General features: G+C 43.2%; 12 protein-coding genes, 1 pseudogene and 1 other annotated feature. Of the genes and pseudogenes, 11 read left to right on the forward strand and 2 right to left on the reverse strand.

What is annotated here, in order from left to right; genetic code table 11:
- The first annotated feature begins 15 nt into the window (after window positions 1–15).
- A complete protein-coding gene (locus tag AC4HCY_RS03850; RefSeq protein WP_491095415.1) occupies window positions 16–1194 on the forward strand; it encodes a winged helix-turn-helix domain-containing protein in 1179 nt (392 codons plus the stop codon).
- Window positions 1195–1209: 15 nt separating this feature from the next.
- Window positions 1210–2412 (forward strand): RtcB family protein, encoded by a 1203-nt coding sequence (locus tag AC4HCY_RS03855; RefSeq protein ID WP_491095416.1) that lies wholly within the window; start codon window positions 1210–1212, stop codon window positions 2410–2412.
- Window positions 2413–2663: 251 nt separating this feature from the next.
- Here the strand turns inward: AC4HCY_RS03855 and AC4HCY_RS03860 are convergent, their stop codons facing one another.
- Both AC4HCY_RS03860 and AC4HCY_RS03865 read right to left on the reverse strand, forming a co-directional pair.
- A complete protein-coding gene (locus tag AC4HCY_RS03860) occupies window positions 2664–3239 on the reverse strand; it encodes a DUF3841 domain-containing protein (RefSeq protein WP_491095417.1) in 576 nt (191 codons plus the stop codon).
- Window positions 3215–3772: a DUF3841 domain-containing protein gene (locus AC4HCY_RS03865; protein ID WP_491095418.1), complete on the reverse strand. Its 558-nt coding sequence runs from the start codon at window positions 3770–3772 to the stop codon at window positions 3215–3217. Before AC4HCY_RS03865 ends, AC4HCY_RS03860 begins: the two co-directional genes overlap by 25 nt.
- A gap of 512 nt (window positions 3773–4284) precedes the next feature.
- Window positions 4285–4546, forward strand: a binding site (T-box leader).
- 18 nt (window positions 4547–4564) lie between these two features.
- Here AC4HCY_RS03865 and AC4HCY_RS03870 point away from each other — a divergent pair.
- The 9 genes and pseudogenes from AC4HCY_RS03870 to AC4HCY_RS03910 form a co-directional block, all read left to right on the forward strand.
- A pseudogene (locus AC4HCY_RS03870) lies at window positions 4565–4678 on the forward strand (hypothetical protein); the annotation flags it as partial.
- 128 nt (window positions 4679–4806) lie between these two features.
- A complete protein-coding gene (locus AC4HCY_RS03875; protein ID WP_491095419.1) occupies window positions 4807–5340 on the forward strand; it encodes an RNA polymerase sigma factor in 534 nt (177 codons plus the stop codon).
- Window positions 5327–6454 (forward strand): hypothetical protein, encoded by a 1128-nt coding sequence (locus tag AC4HCY_RS03880; RefSeq protein WP_491095420.1) that lies wholly within the window; start codon window positions 5327–5329, stop codon window positions 6452–6454. The genes AC4HCY_RS03875 and AC4HCY_RS03880 overlap by 14 nt, the downstream gene beginning before the upstream one ends.
- 345 nt (window positions 6455–6799) lie before the next feature.
- Window positions 6800–7183, forward strand: coding sequence for an iron chaperone (locus AC4HCY_RS03885; protein ID WP_491095421.1), 384 nt, complete (start codon window positions 6800–6802; stop codon window positions 7181–7183).
- Window positions 7184–7218: 35 nt separating this feature from the next.
- Window positions 7219–8112, forward strand: a complete 894-nt coding sequence (locus tag AC4HCY_RS03890; protein ID WP_491095422.1) for a DMT family transporter — start codon at window positions 7219–7221, stop codon at window positions 8110–8112.
- An 82-nt stretch (window positions 8113–8194) separates the two neighbouring features.
- Window positions 8195–8953 (forward strand): REP-associated tyrosine transposase, encoded by a 759-nt coding sequence (locus AC4HCY_RS03895; RefSeq protein ID WP_491095423.1) that lies wholly within the window; start codon window positions 8195–8197, stop codon window positions 8951–8953.
- Window positions 8954–9004: 51 nt separating this feature from the next.
- A complete protein-coding gene (locus tag AC4HCY_RS03900; RefSeq protein WP_491095424.1) occupies window positions 9005–11482 on the forward strand; it encodes a LuxR C-terminal-related transcriptional regulator in 2478 nt (825 codons plus the stop codon).
- Between the two features lie 104 nt (window positions 11483–11586).
- Entirely contained in the window at window positions 11587–11823 is a 237-nt protein-coding gene (locus tag AC4HCY_RS03905; RefSeq protein WP_323431125.1) for a hypothetical protein, read from the forward strand.
- A 70-nt stretch (window positions 11824–11893) separates the two neighbouring features.
- A complete protein-coding gene (locus AC4HCY_RS03910) occupies window positions 11894–19882 on the forward strand; it encodes a hypothetical protein (protein WP_491095425.1) in 7989 nt (2662 codons plus the stop codon).
- The last annotated feature ends 7 nt before the right edge of the window (window positions 19883–19889 follow it).

Genomic DNA, 19889 nt, shown 5'->3' on the forward strand with positions numbered 1-19889 from the left:
AGGGAGTCGATGTCTATGGGCGAACTCATCCTTACAAATGAGCAGGCCCGCCGTTTTATGCTGTTAAAGCATGGGCTGATGGGCGAATACAAGTTTATCGGCAAGCGGGGTGTGCTCGATTATGTCGATCAAGTCGGCTGCATCCAGTTTGACCCTATCGACGTATGCGGTAAAAATGCCGAGTTGGTTTTGCAATCCAGAGTCAAAGGCTTTACAAAGCAAATGCTTTATGAGCTTTTATACGAGGACAGAAAGCTGATCGACTACTTCGATAAGAACCTTGCAATTATGAGTTTGTCCGACTGGAAATATTTTTCCCGGTACCGTGAAGCATATAGGAGCAGCGGGCGCAGCCATGCTGAGGTCAACGCCGTATGCGAAGACATAAAGGCGATCATCGGGGAGAAGGGAGCGGTATCCTCTTCTGATTTAGATTTTAAAGATACTGTAAAATGGTATTGGAGTGATACAAAGCTATCCAGAGCAGCCCTTGAAAGCCTGTATTTCCGCGGGGAGCTTGTCGTTCATCATAAAATAGGGACAAGAAAATATTATGACCTTGCTGAAAATTGCATTCCTGTGGAAATTCTAAAGGAGCCGGACCCTTATCCGGATGAATTTGAGCATATGAAGTGGCGTGTGCTGCGGAGAATTGCTGCCATAGGTCTTTTGTGGAACAAGCCCTCCGATGCCTGGCTTAATATTTGGGAATTAAAAGCAAGCCTGCGAAGTGAAATTTTCAAACAGCTATCGGAAGAAAACAAAATTATAGAGATCAGCGTAGAGAACATAAAAGAAAAGCTTTACTGCCTTGCAGCCGACAGCGAGCTGCTGGAAAAAGTATTGCATAATCCTAAAATCAAGGAGCGCTGTGAGCTTTTAGCTCCCCTGGATAATATGCTGTGGGACAGGAAGCTGATAAAGCTGCTGTTCGACTTTGAGTACAAATGGGAGATTTACACGCCGGAACCTCAGAGAAAGTACGGCTATTATGTATTGCCGGTGCTCTATGGGGATAGGTTTGTTGGCAGGGTCGAGGTTGTAAATGACAGAAAAGCCAAATGCCTGATCGTTAAAAATATATGGTTTGAAGCCGGAGTTAGACAGACAAAAAAGCTGATAAAGCAGATCAGTATATGTCTTGAGAAATTTGCATCATTTAATGATTGCGAAGAAATAAGGAAGTCAGTCTAAGAAAGGAAATCCCCAATGTTTGAGATAAAAGGAAAATACAACAGCGCTATTGTATATACGGAAAATATAGAACCCGGTGCCGTGGGTCAGATCGAAGCCCTATGCAGCCAGGAGTTTGTAAAAGGCAGCGTTATCCGCATTATGCCCGATGTCCACAGCGGCGCCGGCTGCACGATAGGAACCACAATGACCATTGAGGACAAAGTCGTGCCAAATCTTGTGGGCGTTGACATCGGCTGCGGCATGGAGGTCATAAAGCTTGAAGACCGCCGCATAGAGCTGCAGAAACTTGATAAGCTTATTTATGAGAAAATTCCCAGCGGATTTAACATACGGGATAAGGAGCACAGATTCAATGATGAAATAGATTTAAGTCAATTGAAATGCAAAAATGAGGTAAACCTAGCCAGGGCAAGGCGCAGCATAGGCACACTGGGAGGCGGTAATCACTTTATTGAGGTTAACAAGGGTAGTGAAGGCAGCTTATATATCGTCATTCATTCCGGAAGCCGCCATTTAGGCCACCAGGTTGCGAGCCTTTACCAGGAAGAAGCCTTTAAATCCCTTAATAAGAACACTAAGGCTGATCTTGAAGGCTTGATTGCCGAATTAAAGGCCTCCGGGCGTGAAAAGGAGATACAGAAGGAGCTGAAAAGGAAAAAGGCAGAGATTCTCACCGATATACCCGAGACCTTGGCTTATGCTTCAGGAGAGCTTTTTAAGGATTACATCCATGATATGAAAATTGTACAGAGATTTGCGGATCTTAACCGCAAGGCTATGATACAGGAGATAGTAAAGGGTATGAAGCTTAAGGCTGCTTCACAGTTTACCACTGTCCATAATTATATCGATACGGTAAATATGATATTAAGGAAAGGCGCTGTCTCCGCTCAAAAGGGTGAGATCCTGTTAATCCCCATAAATATGCGTGACGGCAGTCTGATATGCATAGGCAAAGGGAATGCCGATTGGAATTTCTCGGCTCCTCACGGTGCCGGTCGCGTTATGAGCAGAACACAGGCCAGAAGCTCATTTACACTTAGCCAATTTAAAGAAACCATGGAAGGAATTTATACAACCTCCGTAAATAAAGAAACTTTGGATGAATGCCCTCTTGCGTATAAGCCTATGGATGATATAGCAAGAAATATATGCGATACTGTGGAAATTATAGATAACATAATACCCATATATAATTTTAAAGCGGCGGAATAGAATACTGTTGATAGGTCATAAATACAGCCCTGTAAGTAAATATTCATTAAATATTAATTTGTAGGGCTGTATTATATTGAATAAAGGGAACACCGGAAGATTAAGTTCTTGGAATTCAAGATTATACCTGCCCTATTAGACTTACTGCAGTTGTCATAAACCATATGGTAGGACCTGTTTTTCAAAACATACATTTTTCATTTCCCTTCTATTGGATACTTGAGGGCAAATTGGATAGTATTTAAAGCAGATCACACAATCCACTCTTTTTTTAGCTGCCATAATCCGGCCTGCACACTCCCTACACCGTCGGTATCACCTAACTTTATCTTTTCATGATGGCGAAATAGCCTTTTCCAGCTATCCTGCACCTGACGCTTCAAGTCGGGGTAAAAATTTGTGAGGATTACATCGCTTTCATTCCGGATTCCATAGTCGGCAAGCATTTGACGAAACCGTGCCTCATCAGCCTTGGTCTCGCCGATATATTGAAGGCAAAGTATCTTGTTCCAGTCGTACATATCGAAAAATATCGCTTCCTCTGCCGGAATACACAATCGCAAAATCCTGCTGTCTGTTGATTGTTCAATGCTATATAAATCTCTGAAAGCCCAGTAAGGGTATTCAGCTCCTTCTGGCTTTGGAAGATACTTTTCTGCTTCCATGGCAAACCAGCTGTATGCCGCTATAAAAATCGGAGCGCTTTCTTCATATTTTTTTACCACATATTTTTGCTTGGAAAAACAAATCCCATCCCGTTCAAGAATGCTCACCACAACCTCTGATTGGGAGGAATAAAGCATTATAGTATTATCTGTGTTACCCATTCCTTTTTTACCTCCCATATGTTACCATAATTTTTATTGCTGCCAAGAACGATAGAATCATCGAACAATCGGCTCCAACTGTCAATGATTTTCCTTTTTATCTGGGGGTAAAACTGTGACATATAGGCCTTGGCATCGCTTATCCCATATTGCTCCAGAAGCTGCCGGTGGTGCTTGGCATCTTGCTCATCTGCCGGAATATAGGAATAATTGAGGATTGCCCCCCACTTGTCGATATTCACTCTCGTGATCAAGGATGGATCCAATGTAAGCTCCAGTATTATGGTTCCCGCACTGGGGAGCATGGTCGCCTCCCTTGTGAAAGATACCCATATGGGGAATTCTGCATAATCCGGCTTTTGGGCGGTGACGGGAGTATTTTTTACCAGCCAATTATAAGCCTCTAACACCAAATATGCGTGTTCACCTAAATCCTTGAAAATATATTCTTTTTTAGCGATATACCTGCCGGTTTCGTCAAGTTCTTTGGCGGCATTTTCATTCTGCTTCGTCCATACTGTAATGCTGTTCATCAGCTTTAACCTCCTCTTCTTCAGCATAGAGGCCTGCAGCCCAACATGTCTATGCCATTAACTTATAATCTTAACATCAATTTCCTTTGCCCTGCAATGAGCAATAAGCAATTCTTGATACTGAGATGCAATCAAATCAAATTCATGATTGCCCGAAAAAGAATAAACTACGCTTGAAATTCGATGTATACCCGGAGAAATCATTGCTCTGCGGCTATCGCTGGTGGGATTCCCAAAAGCTCCTGCAGGTTTTTGCATGCTTTCTTTTCTATTATGCCTTTTATAGTTTTAGTATATAATGAAAATTGTATTAAGTAAAATGACACTTTTTGAACTTTAAATTGAAAATATCTCATGTATCGGAAGATGAATTGGGATTTTTGAACGAGACTTCATTCAGAGGGGGATTCAACCCCCACTGAATGTTAGTTCAGTGATAAAAGCATTTAAAAGTGTTAAAAATAATCGTGACATATGTCAATGTTTGTGCTAACTTTTATACAACTTAAAATGCAAAGGTTATGAAGAGAGAGAGTAGATATTGGCCGGAGTCACAGAGAGAAGATGAGAGGTGTGAATCTTCACAAAGGTTGTATTGAAGCAGTCTCGGAGCCATGAACCGAAAAGAGCGATTTTAGTAGGCTTCGTCGGAGTTCCGCCGTTAAAAGGGACACGGTATCAGGTTATGATAGTATAAATGGCCTCGTACCGGCAGAGTGCAGAGATGATCTCTGAATTTAGGTGGTAACACGGACCGTATAGCTCGCCCTAAGCTGAATGAAATATCAGCTTGGGGTTTTTTTATTGAATACGGGAGAGCTCAAGGGGTTTAAGATTCAGAAGGAAGAAAGCTCATCCTCAGGAGTAAGGAGGATCAAAGCAACCATCGGGGAAGTTATGACATAAGGGAAGAAATATAAAATTTTTGAACCAAATCAGAAGTTGTTACAATATACAGGTGAGGATTTAATCAATATATTACCCATTAAAGTTTGAAGGCGCCGTCAAACTGAGCTAAAGGAGGAAACAGCAGATTGGATGTAGAGGAATTGAGTCATTTGATTGAGAACTACGGCAAGGATGTCTATGGATTTTGCTGCAAACTGACAAGAGATAAGCACCAGGCGGATGATCTCTATCAGGAAGCTTTTTTAAAAGCTACGGAACTGTGCCATAGAATAGATGATACCCGGAATCCAAAGATATTCCTTATATCTATAGCAGCAAATACATGGAAGAATCAGCGGCGGAAATTTGGCTGGCGGCAGAGGATCGCAAAGATGGTGGCATTTCATGATGATCTTGATAATGCGCCTGATATGATCGATGGAGCCACACCGGAGCATGTTGCGCTGAACAATGAACTTCATGCAATGCTTGATATGGCTTCTGCATCATTGAATGACAAATTTAAAATACCGTTGTATATGTATTACACTGCCGGGCTGCCGGTTGAGGATATCGCTTCTGCGCTCAAGATACCGGCAGGTACTGTAAAGAGCAGGCTTTACAAGGCCAGAAAAATGATTAAAGAATATATGGAGGTCAATGGCTATGAAGGATTTTGAAAAGTTAGACCAATTGCTCAGACAGGCTATTTCTTCAAACGATGAACCGGATAACAGTTTGAATCAGTTGATCATCCGTCAGATGAGAGAGAAAAATCGGATGAAACGGGGGAATAGGAAGAAAACGCCTGCTGCGATAATATTTGCGATACTTGTCATAGTAACGTCTGTTTCGGCATTTGCCGCATGGCAGCTGCTCACACCAAAAGAGGTTGCGGAGAATTTAGGAGATAAAAGTCTTGCAATTGCATTTGAAGGGAAAGATGCTTTAGCTATAAATCAGACTCAAGTCAGCGGTGATTATAAAGTGAGCTTGCTTGGGATTGTATCCGGTAAAGAGCTCAGCGATTTTAAACACTCAGCGGAAGACATCTATCCGGATAGGACCTATGCGGTAGTTGCTATTGCTAAAGCAAATGGTGCGCCGATGCCGGGAATGGATGATCCGGAATATGACGAAGTATCGTTTCTCGTTTCACCTTTTATAAAGGGCCAGAATCCTAAAGATATTAATATCTTTACAATGAATGGCGGATACAGTGCCTTTATAAAAGACGGGATAATGTATCGAATTGTGGAATGCGACGGTATAGAAATTTTTGCAGACAGAGGTTTGTACATCGGGGTTATCTCCAATACATTTTATGATATCAATGCCTATAATTTTGATTCGGAAACAGGAGAGATCAGTCCCAATGCTGACTATAAAGGAGTTAATCTCTTGTTCGATTTGCCTATTGATCCATCAAAAGGAGACTACGAAAAGGCCGAAAAATATATTCAGACATTATTTGATGAGCAGTCATCGGGTCAGAAGGATATAGATGAGGGACCGGTAGATTTGGAAACTTTATTGATAGGAGCTGCGCTTATTCCGGAATCCGTGCAAGAAATTGCTCCGGACAAGGAAGGCATCATCGCTTATGGCTTCGATGGGCATGAGACCAGAACTCCTTTGGAGATCTTATTTGATGAAGGTCAGGTTGGCTTCTCCAACAATATCTATATGGGCGGCGATGAACATACAAAAAACATTATTGTTTTTTCAAAAGATGCTGATGGGGTTATTAAAGGTATGACATATAGGAAAGATAATGACGATGCAAAGAGATGATTACGGCAGCAGCAAGAAAGCATACAAGGACGCTTAAAGAAGCGTCCTTAACTTGTTGATACAGCACCGATAAGCAGAATGGTATGTATATCTGTACACGGCCGGGGGACGGAAACCACTGAAAAACACTGAAGGGGATGCGGAGAACACGGATCAGCACTGATGTCTATTTTAACTAATAACTTGAAACTCTTATATATTGACTATGGGGCTTTTATGCATGAAATCAACTTGGAAGCCCTTTTTTTATTGCCAAAACAGGAAAAACACTTTATGCTAAATATAACGAGGCCAATGTTAGTTCAGTGATCAATGAATGAATTCACAAAGAGGAGGAATCAAAGCATGGAAGAAAATAAGATTGATTCGGTAGATGAATATATCCTAAATAGCCCTCCTGAGCTTCATGAAAGACTTGAAAAGCTAAGAAAAGTTATAAAAGAGGCGGCGCCGGATGCGGGGGAAAAGATTAGCTGGGGAATGCCTACTTTTATACTGCATGGAAACCTGGTGCATTTTGCCATACATAAAAATCATATAGGATTTTATCCTGCTCCCAGCGGAATCGAGGCATTTAGGGATGAATTGTCGGAATATAAAAGCTCGAAAGGAGCAGTCCAGTTTCCTATAGCGAAGCCCCTGCCCTTTGAATTGATAAGCAGGATAGTTAAATTCAGGGCTGCTGAGAACAAAAAAGCGGCAGAGGAGAAATTGGAAAAGAGGAAATAAGTTGATATGCCGAATCGGCATCAGAGGAGGAAAGTATGCAGTCACATATCGGAGAAATGGCAGCTTTAGTTACGGCCATATGCTGGACAATCAATGCGATCGCTTTTGAGTCTGCAGGTAAAAAAGTAGGCTCTATGTCGGTAAATTATATAAGATTATTCATTGCCTTCTTTTTGCTTGGGATTTGCTCGTTTATTTCCCGAGGCATTGCCCTTCCTGTTGATGCGACGGCACACACATGGTTTTGGCTTTTGATATCGGGCTTGATAGGCTTTGTGCTGGGTGATCTGTTCCTCTTCCAAGCATACGTGGAAATAGGGTCAAGGATATCGCTGCTCATCATGTCCGCAGCACCTCCTATAACTGCATTAGCAGGATTTTTGATCATGGGGGAAAAGATTTCTATCCTTGGTCTTGCAGGGATGTTCATAACCATGGGAGGCATATGCCTTGTAATACTTAGCAGAAACCCTGCGGAGAAAAAAATCCGGTTCAATCGTCCGGTGAAAGGCATTGCATATGCCTGCATAGGGGCCTTAGGGCAAGCCTTCGGGCTTATTTTCAGCAAGCTTGGAATGGGCTCATACAATCCTTTTGCGGCGACACAGATCAGGCTGATCGCTGCCTTCATAGGCTTTACCGTTATCATAACAATGAAAAATAAATGGCCGGAGATAAGGGCTGCTTTTGAAGACAGGAAGGCAATAGGCCAGATAGCCATAGGAGCCGTATTCGGGCCCTTCATTGGGGTCACATTCTCTCTTTTGGCGGTTCAATATACTGCGACAGGCATTGTTTCATCCATAACATCGGTATCACCGGTGCTCATAATACCGATTTCAATCATGATATTTAAAGAAAAGATACTCCCGAAAGAGATAGCAGGAGCCTTTATTTCCATAGCCGGAGTGATCCTATTATTTTTATGATTTAACTCGTTGTGGTAGGTGATAAAAGGGACTAGGGGACAGGCACGTTGTCCCATATATTGTTGTTAGTGAGGTGATAGGTTTGCCGAGAGATGCAAGAAACAGGAGTGAAAGCGGAATATATCACATAATGCTTCGAGGGGTAAACAGACAACATATATTTGAGGATGATCGGGATATAGAAAGATTACTCGAAACCATCAAAAAATACAGAGAAGTAAGTAAGTTTGAAATATACGCGTATTGCATAATGAGCAATCACATTCATATGTTAATAAAAGAAATGGACGAGTCTATCTCAGATATAATCAAGAGAATAAGCAGCAGTTATGTATTTTGGTATAATAAGAAATATGAGAGATGCGGACACTTGTTCCAGGAGAGATATAAAAGTGAAGCTGTAGAAGATGAAGAATATTTTTTGACAGTATTGAGATATATTCATCAAAACCCATTGAAAGCAAGAATAGTAAAGAATATAGCACAGTACAAATGGAGTAGCTATAGGGAATATATAGGAGAAGCTAGCATTATTAGTCCGGATTTTGCACTAGATATTTTTTCTCCTGATAGAAACAGCTCAATAGAATTATTTTGCAACTTCAATAATCAAAAGAATAACGATATGTGTTTGGAAGATGATGAAAAAGTTAGAGTATCAGATGTAGAACTTAAGAAATTATTGTTAAAATTAGGCGTTATGGATCCAAAAGAATTAAAAAATCAAGATAAAAGCAAAAGGAATGAGATTATTAAGAAAGTGAAAGAAGTTAATGGTGTTACAGTAAGGCAGCTATCAAGGATTACCGGCTTATCGAAAAGTCAAATTAGCAGGATATAGGGGACGAGGTACCTGTCCCTATGTCCCATTCAATAGGGAGGTCAGGGTCATATGAAACAAAAGAACAGAGTAAGGACCGAGGTACATTATTACTCCCAGCGGCTAAAACAGAAATTAAACACACTTCATTCCGCTCCTATAGCTGTTGTGGAGGCACCATCGGGTTATGGCAAGACAACGGCGATACAGGACTTTCTCAAAGCCGAGCTTCCCCAAGGTACACCTGTCTATTGGTTTACCGCTGCAGACGAAGCACCTTCGGCGGGCTTTCGGCGCTTATGCCGCGAAATCGAAAAAATAGATGGCCGTGCGGGGGAACGTTTGCAAAAAATTGGGCTGCCTAACGCTGCTAACATCGGTGAAGCTTGTGATGCGCTGAGAACTATTGAGTGCAGGTCTAAAACTTATCTGGTAATAGATAACTTTCAATTGATGCAAAATGCTTTCCGGAAATCTTTGTTCAACGCACTCATTGAGCATGGAGGAGAGGCCTTACATATAATCATCATATCTCAAATGCTGAAGCGGGATATAGTTGCAGCCATTGCCAGTCGCGGTGTTTTACACTTCACAGCTTCTGATTTGCGCCTTGATGAGGGTGATATACTTAGTTATTACTCCCTTGCGGGAGTAAAAGTTACTCTTAAGCAGGCCCAAAGTATTGCACGCTGCACCGAAGGCTGGATTATTGCAGTTTATTTGCAGCTTTGCGCATATCGTCAAACAGGGTCAGTATCAGATACTTCAGGCACTTTAGCTCTGATGGAGCATCTTATATGGGATGAGCTGACAGAGGAACAGCAAATTTTTATGTTATTTTTGTCACCTTTTGAAATGGTCACTGTACAGCAGGCATGTGTATTGTTTGGCTGTAATAAGCTGCCCGGATATGCTTTGGATGCGCTTGAAATTCCATTTATACGTTTTGATTCTGCCTGGCAGCAATACGAACTACATAGCATACTATCGGAACTTCTGATTGAAAAAAGAAGGGAACGTGGAGCGGATTTTGAACATGAATGTCTGTTGCGTGCAGGGGATTATTGCAGGCATAACAAAAAAACGGACAAGGCCCTTGATTTTTATATGCAAATCGGTGACTATGAGCGGATGATGTCCCTCGATCTTTCCCACTTGACCCTGGAATATATCGGAGGCACACCTTTTTATGAAATAGCACTGAAAATTGCAAAGGAATGCCCTAAACATATTAAAAGGAGGTATCCTCTTTCCCTGCTTCAGGTCGCTTGGGCGCTTTTGACTGTGGGAAAACAAACAGAATTTGACATATTGATGAAAGAGCTACATTCAATAATAGAGGGAAGCTGCAGCGAAGAAACCTCCCTCTTGCGTGGGGAATGGTTACTAGTTACTTCATGGCGGCATCTGCCACGTCTGGACAAAATGACTGAACTTGTGGAGCAGGCCGCAATTGCTTTCAATGGGACTTGTTCCAGGGTGATTATGCCCTCTGCTCCTTGGTGTTTCGGAAATCACTGCCAGCTTGATGTTTTTCACAGCACAGCCGGTGAAGCAGATCTGGAGGCTGATGCGCTGGAAGAGTACATATCCCTGTATTCTCGCCTGACAGGAGGCCACGGAATCGGTGCAGATATATTGTACCGGACTGAGCTGGCTCATTTTCGGGGGAATCTGATAGAAGCGGAGATGCTGGCGTACAAGGCAAGCTTCCTGGCCGAAGGTAAACAGCAAAGCATTATTCAGCTTGGCACAGCACTGCACTTGGCAGAGATTGCTGTAGAAAAGTCTGACATGGCAGGCTGGCAGCAGGCCATGGACTCCATGGAACGGGCAGCTTCAATGCAGGCACAAAATAATTTCGTTCTTCATTCCGAAGTAGAAATGCTGCGAGCCATATTGCTAAACGAATTGAAGCACCAGTCCCGTATTCCCCATTGGTTAAAAAATGGTGAGACTTCAGGAAGATTGCTTCCTTCCATGGAGGGCATCGCCTTATTTATAAGATTGTGCTATTTTATGCACGAAGATGAATTTGCACGGCTAACAGGATTGACTGAAGCAGTCTTGGAGACACTCCCCAAGGAAGCTGTTTATGCGGATACGCTTTTTTCATTTCTTGCCGCCATAGGCCATATATCAATGGGCAATAGAGCTCGTGCTGCGGAGCTCTTGGAGCATGCAGCAGAAAAAGCCTTGGCCGACGGTTTGGTATTTTTGCTTGCCGTGTATAACTGGTTGCTCCAAGGCATGCCTGAGGAACTGATTAAGAAACAATACCCGAAATACCTCGCTTCATTTATTGAAATAAAGGAACGTTTTATGAAGGGCTTTTTAGCTCTGCATGACGATATGGCCTCAGAAGAGCTGATTGGCAATCTTACTCCTCGCGAACAGGAGGTGGCAAAGCTGGCTGCCAAAGGCTTGCGCAACAGCGAAATAGCCCAAAAGCTTATGGTTACGGAAAGCACCGTTAGGTTTCATTTGCGCACGGTATTCCAGAAGCTGGACATTGACCGCCGTGCCAAGCTGGCAGAAAAACTTATTTAACTAAAATGTAAAGACTGTCCATTCGGACGGGGCAAAGATAAAAAAACCATTCTACAATAGATGTAGAATGGTTTTTTTATGTCCACCAGGAAAGGAGATGCCTTATGAGCTACATCAAGTCTGTTGTTCCCATGAGGGATTACCGGCTCTTTATGGAGATGGAGAGCGGAAGCAGCGTCACTGTAAATCTCTCTGTCAAGCTTCATACCATGAAATACTCAGACCTTAAGGACGAAACATTGTTCAAAAACGTCAGGACTGACGGTGATTATGTTATATGGGGTGACGGGAGGATCCGCCTGACGGTAAACGAGATGTTGGAGGTTGTTTTAATGGGCTAGCAGGATGAATTTTCTGCATAGGTTTGATGTTCAGCAAGTCTGTCAATTTTATATGAAAGGGGGCATTAAGGTGCCAAAACGTATTTTTTGTTTTTTCTTAGCGGTGATTATTATGATTGGTATGCTTCCAAACCCATTGCTTCAAGTAAATGCAGCCGGACCGGGACCGGTAACATACAAGCGCCAAAAATTGGATTACCCTGTAATGACTTATAATATGTCACAAAACAGTGATTTTTTAAGCCATCCGGACAGTAAAATTTCATATTCCAATTATGGCTGGCTATTTAAAAATGGGAGCAGCAAGGGTCTTTGGGCAGGAACCTACACCAGATACACCGACACTCACACTTATTCCTTTGACAACGGGTTGAATGTAATAAAAGATATCAAGAACCGGGGGCAGCTTTGGGTGGGTTATACATTATCCATGTGCCCATCCAGGCACACCAAATTCGGAAGTCATTTATTCACCGAGAAGCTTTGCTATGAGTACACCGCCCTGTATGACAATTACTGGAATTTCTATTTCCGATATTCGGGTGGTGATAATGACCAAAATGTATTGAGAAACTATGGAAGCTCTACTAACTTTAATAAGGTGGATGCTTACGCATCCAAACTGGAAATTGCTTTCGGCCTCGGCGGCTCATGTACAGCCCATGGTGATGCCTATATTAAAGATGCGGCTGTCTATTTTGCCGATCGGCAGGCGCCTAAGATTAATCAAGTTTTAGTTACTGAGGATGAGGCGGGTAAAAAACCGAAACAGTATTTTAAAGCCAATGAGCCCGTTTACATACATCTTGTATATGACGAGCCAATCCGGTTTTCTGATAACTCTGCCAATCACGATAATGTAACCCTGGCCCTTAAAGTATTTAGAAAGGCAAGCGCCAGTGATTACGGTGTGGGGGATCAGTATGCGAAGCTCATAGCACTTGACAATGACCGTCTAACCTTTCAATATGTGGTTCCGGATATTATACAAAATACCGCTACAAATGCCAGCGAAGCCACTGATCACTACATCGGAGGGATCAGTGGCAGCTCTGCCCAGAACAGTCTATATGGCAGCAGCACAGCCTTTGATTTGAAATATTGTTATGGCTCTAGTGATTATACTTATCTGCTACCGCAATACCGAAATAATATGGATTTCGTAAAGACCGGCTGCCTGATCACCGATCTTGCCGGTAATCCGGCTCAAACATTTGCCGACAAGGCACTTAATTCCCATGCCTATTTGGATAATGTACCTCCAAAAATCTCCTATGTTGATGTAATAGGCAGCATGATCGATAAAAACTATACCGGTGAGCTTGATGCCCCGGATCTGGACCGAAGCACCGTATTTGCCGGTGTTGGAGATACACTAAACTTCACAGCCTGGTTTTCTGAATATATGAGGATTGATTCAAAGGATTACGATAATATTCAAGCTAACATAAACGTCCGGGATGCGGTTGGCAATCCTGTGAAGCTAAAGGCTGTAGGGAGCGGCAATGCTAAGCGGAATGTGGAGGATAAATTTGATTCAGCCTATATCACCTTCGCAACTATGACCGTTGAGGCGGGCATGACGCCAATCGAATATGACGGCGTGGAGGACAAACGCATTTCCATAGCCTCTATAGATCTTTTGGGCGGCTTGAGGCTTTTGGATCCATCAAATAATGCCTATGATCCGGTGGGGATTAATATTATAAAGGACTTAAATATCACAGCCGGCAAAACAGAATTTTTAGATACACTGGCGCCCATTGTATACACCTCGGCTAACTCATCGGGCATGAAATATTTCCCTGTATTTTACCCGGGCTCGGACAGTGCACAATTTTGTTTTCCTATCTCTGCATCAGACGATACGAGTGAAGGCACGGCATATGTCAGCAGAGTCAGCACCAAGGACAATAGCGGCTCCTTTGAGTGGATAAGCGCATCTCCCTTTACCTTCAAATACAAAGTAACGGGCAGCAATACCAGACCTGAAGGTCCTATTAATTCATGGTCAACGGGAACTGCCAATACGAAATACAGCTTTACGCAGATTACTCAGGGCAACTTTATTCACATAGCTTTGATGGATACGGAAAACTACAGCATCACAGATACTGCCATAAAAGTCTATGCTGTTGATTTTGCAGGGAATCAAGGATCTGCCTCCTTTGCTTTGGACTATATATATGATACCAAGGGGCCGGTCATCACTCCTGTCAGGTATGAAACAGGCGCCGGCAGTGAAGCTGACAGCGGTTATATAGATGCTGTCATCAAATTAGAGGATCCCAGCAAGGTTGACATTTCAAGCGTTAAGTACCGTTGGTATGACAATAGCACTAAAGCGTATAAAACGGACTGGATAAACTATAGCGGATCTGTCAGCCAGAGTGCAGTATCCATGGAGCTTGAATTTTCTCTAGCCGGGCTCCAAAAAGGAGTGAAGCACGACTATAATCTCTTGATTCAGGCAAACGACCACTCTACGGTAGTGGCAGGCGGCAATCAGACCATTATGGATCCCGGTTTCAATTACCTTATGGATCTTACCTTCCCGGCATATAACTTCTCCTATTCCACAGGATATGAGGCTGAGCCGAAATTGATAATCAAGGATCTGCAGGAAAGACCCGGGACAAACGAAGATTCCACTGTTATTGTGATGATAAAGGATCCTATGGGTGAGACGGGCAATGAATACTTTGTGCGTACTATCACCACCGAGAGCGAGAATAATAATTTCTTGAACCATACGGACAACGGTGACGTGCTGGATCATTTTAAATTTGACTCTGTGGATATGCATATGAAGAGGGAACTTTTTTCCAACGAACCCTTACTGTGGCGCTATCAGACGGTAACAACTGAAGCGTCAAAGCAATATATATTCAATGACGATGCACCATCCATGTATAATCTTATGACGGGTTTCAAAGAGGAAAAGCTCACCGCCCGACGGCTCCAAGCAATGATGGACGGCAAATACTACGGCGATATAGAGGCAACTGTTATCGCCGGATACGGTCAATTAGGTCTATCCTACCCCGGCAGGGAGGCTACTGTAGCCGAAGCCGTATATGCACTGAATGAAGCCTATCCTGGTAATACGAAAATAGAATCTTATTCCGCAGACGGTCCAAACTTCAAGGGCCTTGATTGCTACTGCGTTGCAGCATCTAGTGGATTCCTTGAATTTGCGGCTCTGGATCAGGATGGAAAAATCATAGATACCACTAAGATTGTGAAATATTATCAATTCCCTCCTTATATTTTCAGTAACTATATAAGCTATATTCCGGGGACGGCTAATGTGGACGTAAGAACCTATACCCTGAGGGCAGACTCCCCGGATTATGTTCTGGATGGCAATGGCAAACAGGATGATAATATTTCTGACTGGAGCTACACAAACCATCCCATTCATAGTATTACTCTAACACCGGACTCAAGTGATCTGGGGATAAATCCGTCCTGGACTGATCCTTCCGACGGAAATAAATTCCGGACTTCACTGGACAATGAGGGATTCACCATAAATATTGAAAATATTGTTATTCCGTCATGGGGAATGGATGATGGGGATTTTAACAGCGGCGACAGCTATATAGGGCTTTACCTTATATCCTCGCCGGATGCCGGTGCACCCGTTAGTTCTGCTGTCCCTATTTGGAAGACCCAACTATCTGCTCTTCCGACTCAGACCTTCCAGATTCCAGCGGATGCAGCCAAATATACGGGGCATTACCAGGTTAAGGCGCAGCTGTCATCCAAGGGTAACCGGATTGACTATTCAAATGCTGTTGATTGTTATCTTGATAAAACGAAACTTACGGAATTCGGGCCAAAGGCTGCTAAGCACAGCTTTGATTATACCACCGATTCGGGCATTGTGAAGGTTTCAGAGAATTATAATTATGGTTTTGGGACTCCTTATATATACATGGGAAGCCAAAACGGCAAGAAGGTCACCCTGTCCTTTGGTGCCGAGGGTGGCTCTATTAGCGCAGGAAATGTTGATTATCGACAAACCTTCATCAAGGTGTGGAATGCTTCGGCGGAGATTACTAAAGATACAGCGCCCGCAAACTCCAGATGGTATGATATTTCTTCTGGAGCATATACAAAGGAATATGAGATCAGCTTTTTTGACACTGCTGGCGAGTTGAAATCGGCTGTTTTAGGGGATGCTGCAAGGGAAGGACTGGGTTTGATCCGCAATCAGGAAAATCTGGTACGCTATCAGATTGCCGGTGCCAACGGCGAGGCCTCTGCAGTGCGCACACTGCTGGTTGAAGTATCAGAAGAGCTTCCCGTTATCGAGATGGAATTGGTACCGGATTACTCAGCCGTAAACCTTCAGTCGGCTACCGCCTTCATTAAAAAGCTTGAAAGCGCTACCATGACAGAAATGACAGCCAAAACGGCGGAGGCTATACCAAACGCTGTAGGCAGCGATGGATATTTGATTACCGATAACAAACCCCATGACTTTTATACCGTAAACACCTATGGGAATTTTGGGTTTTGTACAATCACAGCCCCATTTGCGGATAGTGAAAAGCCCGAGACATCTATATTCTGGTTCCAAGGGGATATGAATTATAAAAACAGTTTAGGCATTACTTACACTGACAATATGCCTGCAGACCCTTCCCAAACAAAGCTGTTTTTAAAGTTTGAACAGGCTTATATGGATCGGCTTAGGGCATTAAGCGGCTTTGAGGTAAATTCTGAAGGATATATGCAGGTCAATCTGCCCAAAATGGATAAAGCGGCGGCAGGCAGCACCTATGGCGATTGGATCTTTGCAGGTGAGGCGGCTCCCGGCGGTATTTACAAGGTGGGTGTGACTAAAAATACCGACAACGGTTCCGGTGTTAAATATAATATATGGCTGTATATGGACTATCTTTATGACGATACAAAACCTGTCAATTTTGACATGCCGGTGTCTTTCTATATGGAGGATCAGGCGGGAAACAGATCGGATTTGAAAACAGGATCTATTGCTGTTTTAAATGAAAAACCCAAAGTTATAAGAACAGACATGGATCCTCAGTTGAATAATTCCTATTCAGATATTGATCTGGTGTTCAATAAGCCGGTGAGGGTTACCTCGCCTAATTACCTGACCCATACAAACCATGATGGGAATAGCTATGCTGGACGTTACCAAAATCCTGAGAAGGGATTTGTCTTTAGGCGGGAAGCCTTCCCTATTTATGGAGTAGGAAGCTATGACGTCACCATGGCAGATATTTTCGGTAATGAATACAAAGAGACATATACACCTAGCATAGACTTCAAAGGATTTGGTCTGGATGTGGAGTACAGCACAACCGACTTAGTAAAAGGAAAGGTTTCTGTTACCATAAAGGCCCAGAGCGAAGGAACAGTATTTTTTGGTGTTGATCACCCCCAAAATTACGAGTACAGCAATATGGTATTCAGCGGTATAGAAACAGGAATGTTGCGTCCTTACAAAAAATCAGCGACAATCACAGTATCTGACAATGGATGTATTGTACTATGGCTAAAAAAAGTAGATGATGTGTATGCAAACCGGACTGTAGTCATCCCCGTGACCAATATCTTAAGCCATGCACCGGATGCGCAAGAAACCTGGTATTACTCAGAGTTTGCCAGCAATACACTGCCCCAAGGTGTAGCTGAGACCACGCACATGGTAACCGTATTCATAAACTCAGCTATTCCCAACCGTTCCATCCAGGGGGCAGAGGGAAGCTCTCTTAGCTATACCTTCCCATATGGCACAAAAGCAGGAGATGCCTACACCTTTACCTATACCGACGCCGTGGGCAATATAGGGACAAAGACCGTCTGCTGCCCCGTGTCCATAGTCCGTCCGCTGCTTCCACAGGAGGACAAGGAGGCGCCCAATTTCACAGTAAAGGTCTACGGAAGATATGGTGAGACATACAAGGAAGCAGAATCATGGTATAGTCCCATAACCTCGACACCCCGGGATGAGGAAGGCAAGCCTTTATTCCCAGTGACGGAGCCGGCTGTCAATGCTTATACTACATTTAGGGAACTACTGGAGAATGTATCCTGGACCAGGGGATATAAGCTGGTATTTGAGGTATTTGACAGCAGTCCGACAAAGCTGGTTTTATTAAATCCCGAAGACACTACCGCAGGCCTGACTTATGCAAATGCGGCCGGTTATATGAAGAACATACAGGGTGTCAGCATAAATGGAAATATCATTACTGTTACCGACAAGGATGCTGAATTCAAGATCGCCGTGGTAGATGACGGAAACGAACATGTCCTTATAGGTGACACCTATGAGTCAAAGCCCTATTCCAGCGTCAAGGAAATGAATTTCGGCGGCACTGACAACTGGTTCATCGATCTTATACCGCCTACTGCAGAAACCGCTTTGGAATTAAAGGATTTTTATACGATTATGGGCTTCTTCAGGCTGTCGGACACCCAAAGCACCCCTGCTGTTATTTCGCCGCTTTGGCAGATAATGGCCGATTCCGGATCTCCATATTATGCTAAGTATAAGGATTGGTATTACAAGGAATTTACTGAGGATGCCACAATTAATATAGATTATAGAGATACTGCATACAATATGGCACGTACTGCAATGCAAGTGTCGGGTATTGACAGCAGCAGCCCAAAGGCTGAAGTCCAATGGTGGACGCCATCAGCTTATTTTGTTGATGCACTGGGAAATGTGACCAAGTATACAAACCAGGCTCCGAACCACAAGACCAACGGCAATGTATGTACGGGTATCTCCTTTAATAAAAATATTACTTCAATGAAGCTGTGGTTGTGGAATGGGACGGATTATACAGACGATTCAGCGACTGTTGCCCCTTATGCCACATTGGATCAGCAGGCTGATTATGCCTTAATCAGTTTCCTAAAGGATGCTAAAGTAAAACTCACCTATGCAGCACAAAACAAAAAAACAGGTGAAATAGAGCTGACTTTAGCAAATGTAATAGATAAAGAGACTCCCGTTGTTACCATAGTGGAAACGAAGAACGATGCTGCTGACTCCACTAAAGCAATCTTTGTCTTTAGCATCAGCGAGGATGTGACCGATCTTGCCGGTAAGAAGTATAAACAAAGCGACGGGCAATTTGAAAAAGAGATAACCCGGCGGGGCACTTATGAATACATCTTCACTGATGATGCAGGCAATACTGCCAAGGTTACCGGCACGGTTTCCAATATTGATGGTACTCCTCCGGTAATTGTCTTTAACGATATGCCCGATGAAAATACTTTGGTAAAGGACTCCTATACCTTCAAGGCAGCTATGAATGAAGCCGGTACCATTACCATGCAGGATCAGATTGTTGCGATAGCAGCACCCACCGACTTTATAGACGGGAAGCCCGATCTTGAGAAGATCACCTGGCACTATTTTACCGTCACGCAAAACGGCAGCTATCTTGTTACGGGCACCGATTTGGCGGGGAATAAATCCAGGTATTATGTGAGCATAAACTGCATAGACAACATACCTCCCAATATCACCATGCAGCGTTCTACTCTGAAGGTGCGGCAGGGAACCAATGTTGGGGAATTGACAGAGCAGGCTTTGCTTTCCGGTGTAATAATAACGGATAATGTGAGCTCTGCCGCTGATGTTACCGTAAGAATAAACGATAGACCTTCTCAGAATGATTTGGACACTGTAGGAGTTTATGCTGTGACAATTACCGCTGCCGACAAGGCCGGAAACTCCCGTGAAGCTCAGAGATTTATAAGGGTTTACCCCAAAGATGAGCCTGAGGTTTTAGTCAACGGGCAGAAGACGGATAATGATGGTACTACTGTCATAATAGGAACCTATGACCTTAAAATATCAGTGGACATTCCGGACTTTGCAGGGGAACCATATACCATATATATGCGTAAGGGAGATAAGACTGCAGGTCAGATGAAGCGCAATGCGACGGTGGTCGAAGGAGGAACCTTTACAGTAAATGAGGATGGTTACTACACGCTTTATATTGTTCGGCAAAACAGAGAAATCTATCTCACTCGGCTCTATATTCAAAAATAAAGGAGGC

This window comes from Lutispora sp. QWL-02, assembly GCF_058315355.1.

Excerpts from the sequence above, each read along its gene's own strand:
- AC4HCY_RS03880 (WP_491095420.1), top strand. The coding sequence starts at position 5,327 with ATGAAGGATTTTGAAAAGTTAGACCAATTGCTCAGACAGGCTATTTCT.
- AC4HCY_RS03860 (WP_491095417.1), bottom strand. The coding sequence starts at position 3,239 with ATGGGTAACACAGATAATACTATAATGCTTTATTCCTCCCAATCAGAG.
- AC4HCY_RS03885 (WP_491095421.1), top strand. The coding sequence starts at position 6,800 with ATGGAAGAAAATAAGATTGATTCGGTAGATGAATATATCCTAAATAGC.
- AC4HCY_RS03900 (WP_491095424.1), top strand. The coding sequence starts at position 9,005 with ATGAAACAAAAGAACAGAGTAAGGACCGAGGTACATTATTACTCCCAG.
- AC4HCY_RS03890 (WP_491095422.1), top strand. The coding sequence starts at position 7,219 with ATGCAGTCACATATCGGAGAAATGGCAGCTTTAGTTACGGCCATATGC.
- AC4HCY_RS03865 (WP_491095418.1), bottom strand. The coding sequence starts at position 3,772 with ATGAACAGCATTACAGTATGGACGAAGCAGAATGAAAATGCCGCCAAA.
- AC4HCY_RS03855 (WP_491095416.1), top strand. The coding sequence starts at position 1,210 with ATGTTTGAGATAAAAGGAAAATACAACAGCGCTATTGTATATACGGAA.
- AC4HCY_RS03905 (WP_323431125.1), top strand. The coding sequence starts at position 11,587 with ATGAGCTACATCAAGTCTGTTGTTCCCATGAGGGATTACCGGCTCTTT.
- AC4HCY_RS03850 (WP_491095415.1), top strand. The coding sequence starts at position 16 with ATGGGCGAACTCATCCTTACAAATGAGCAGGCCCGCCGTTTTATGCTG.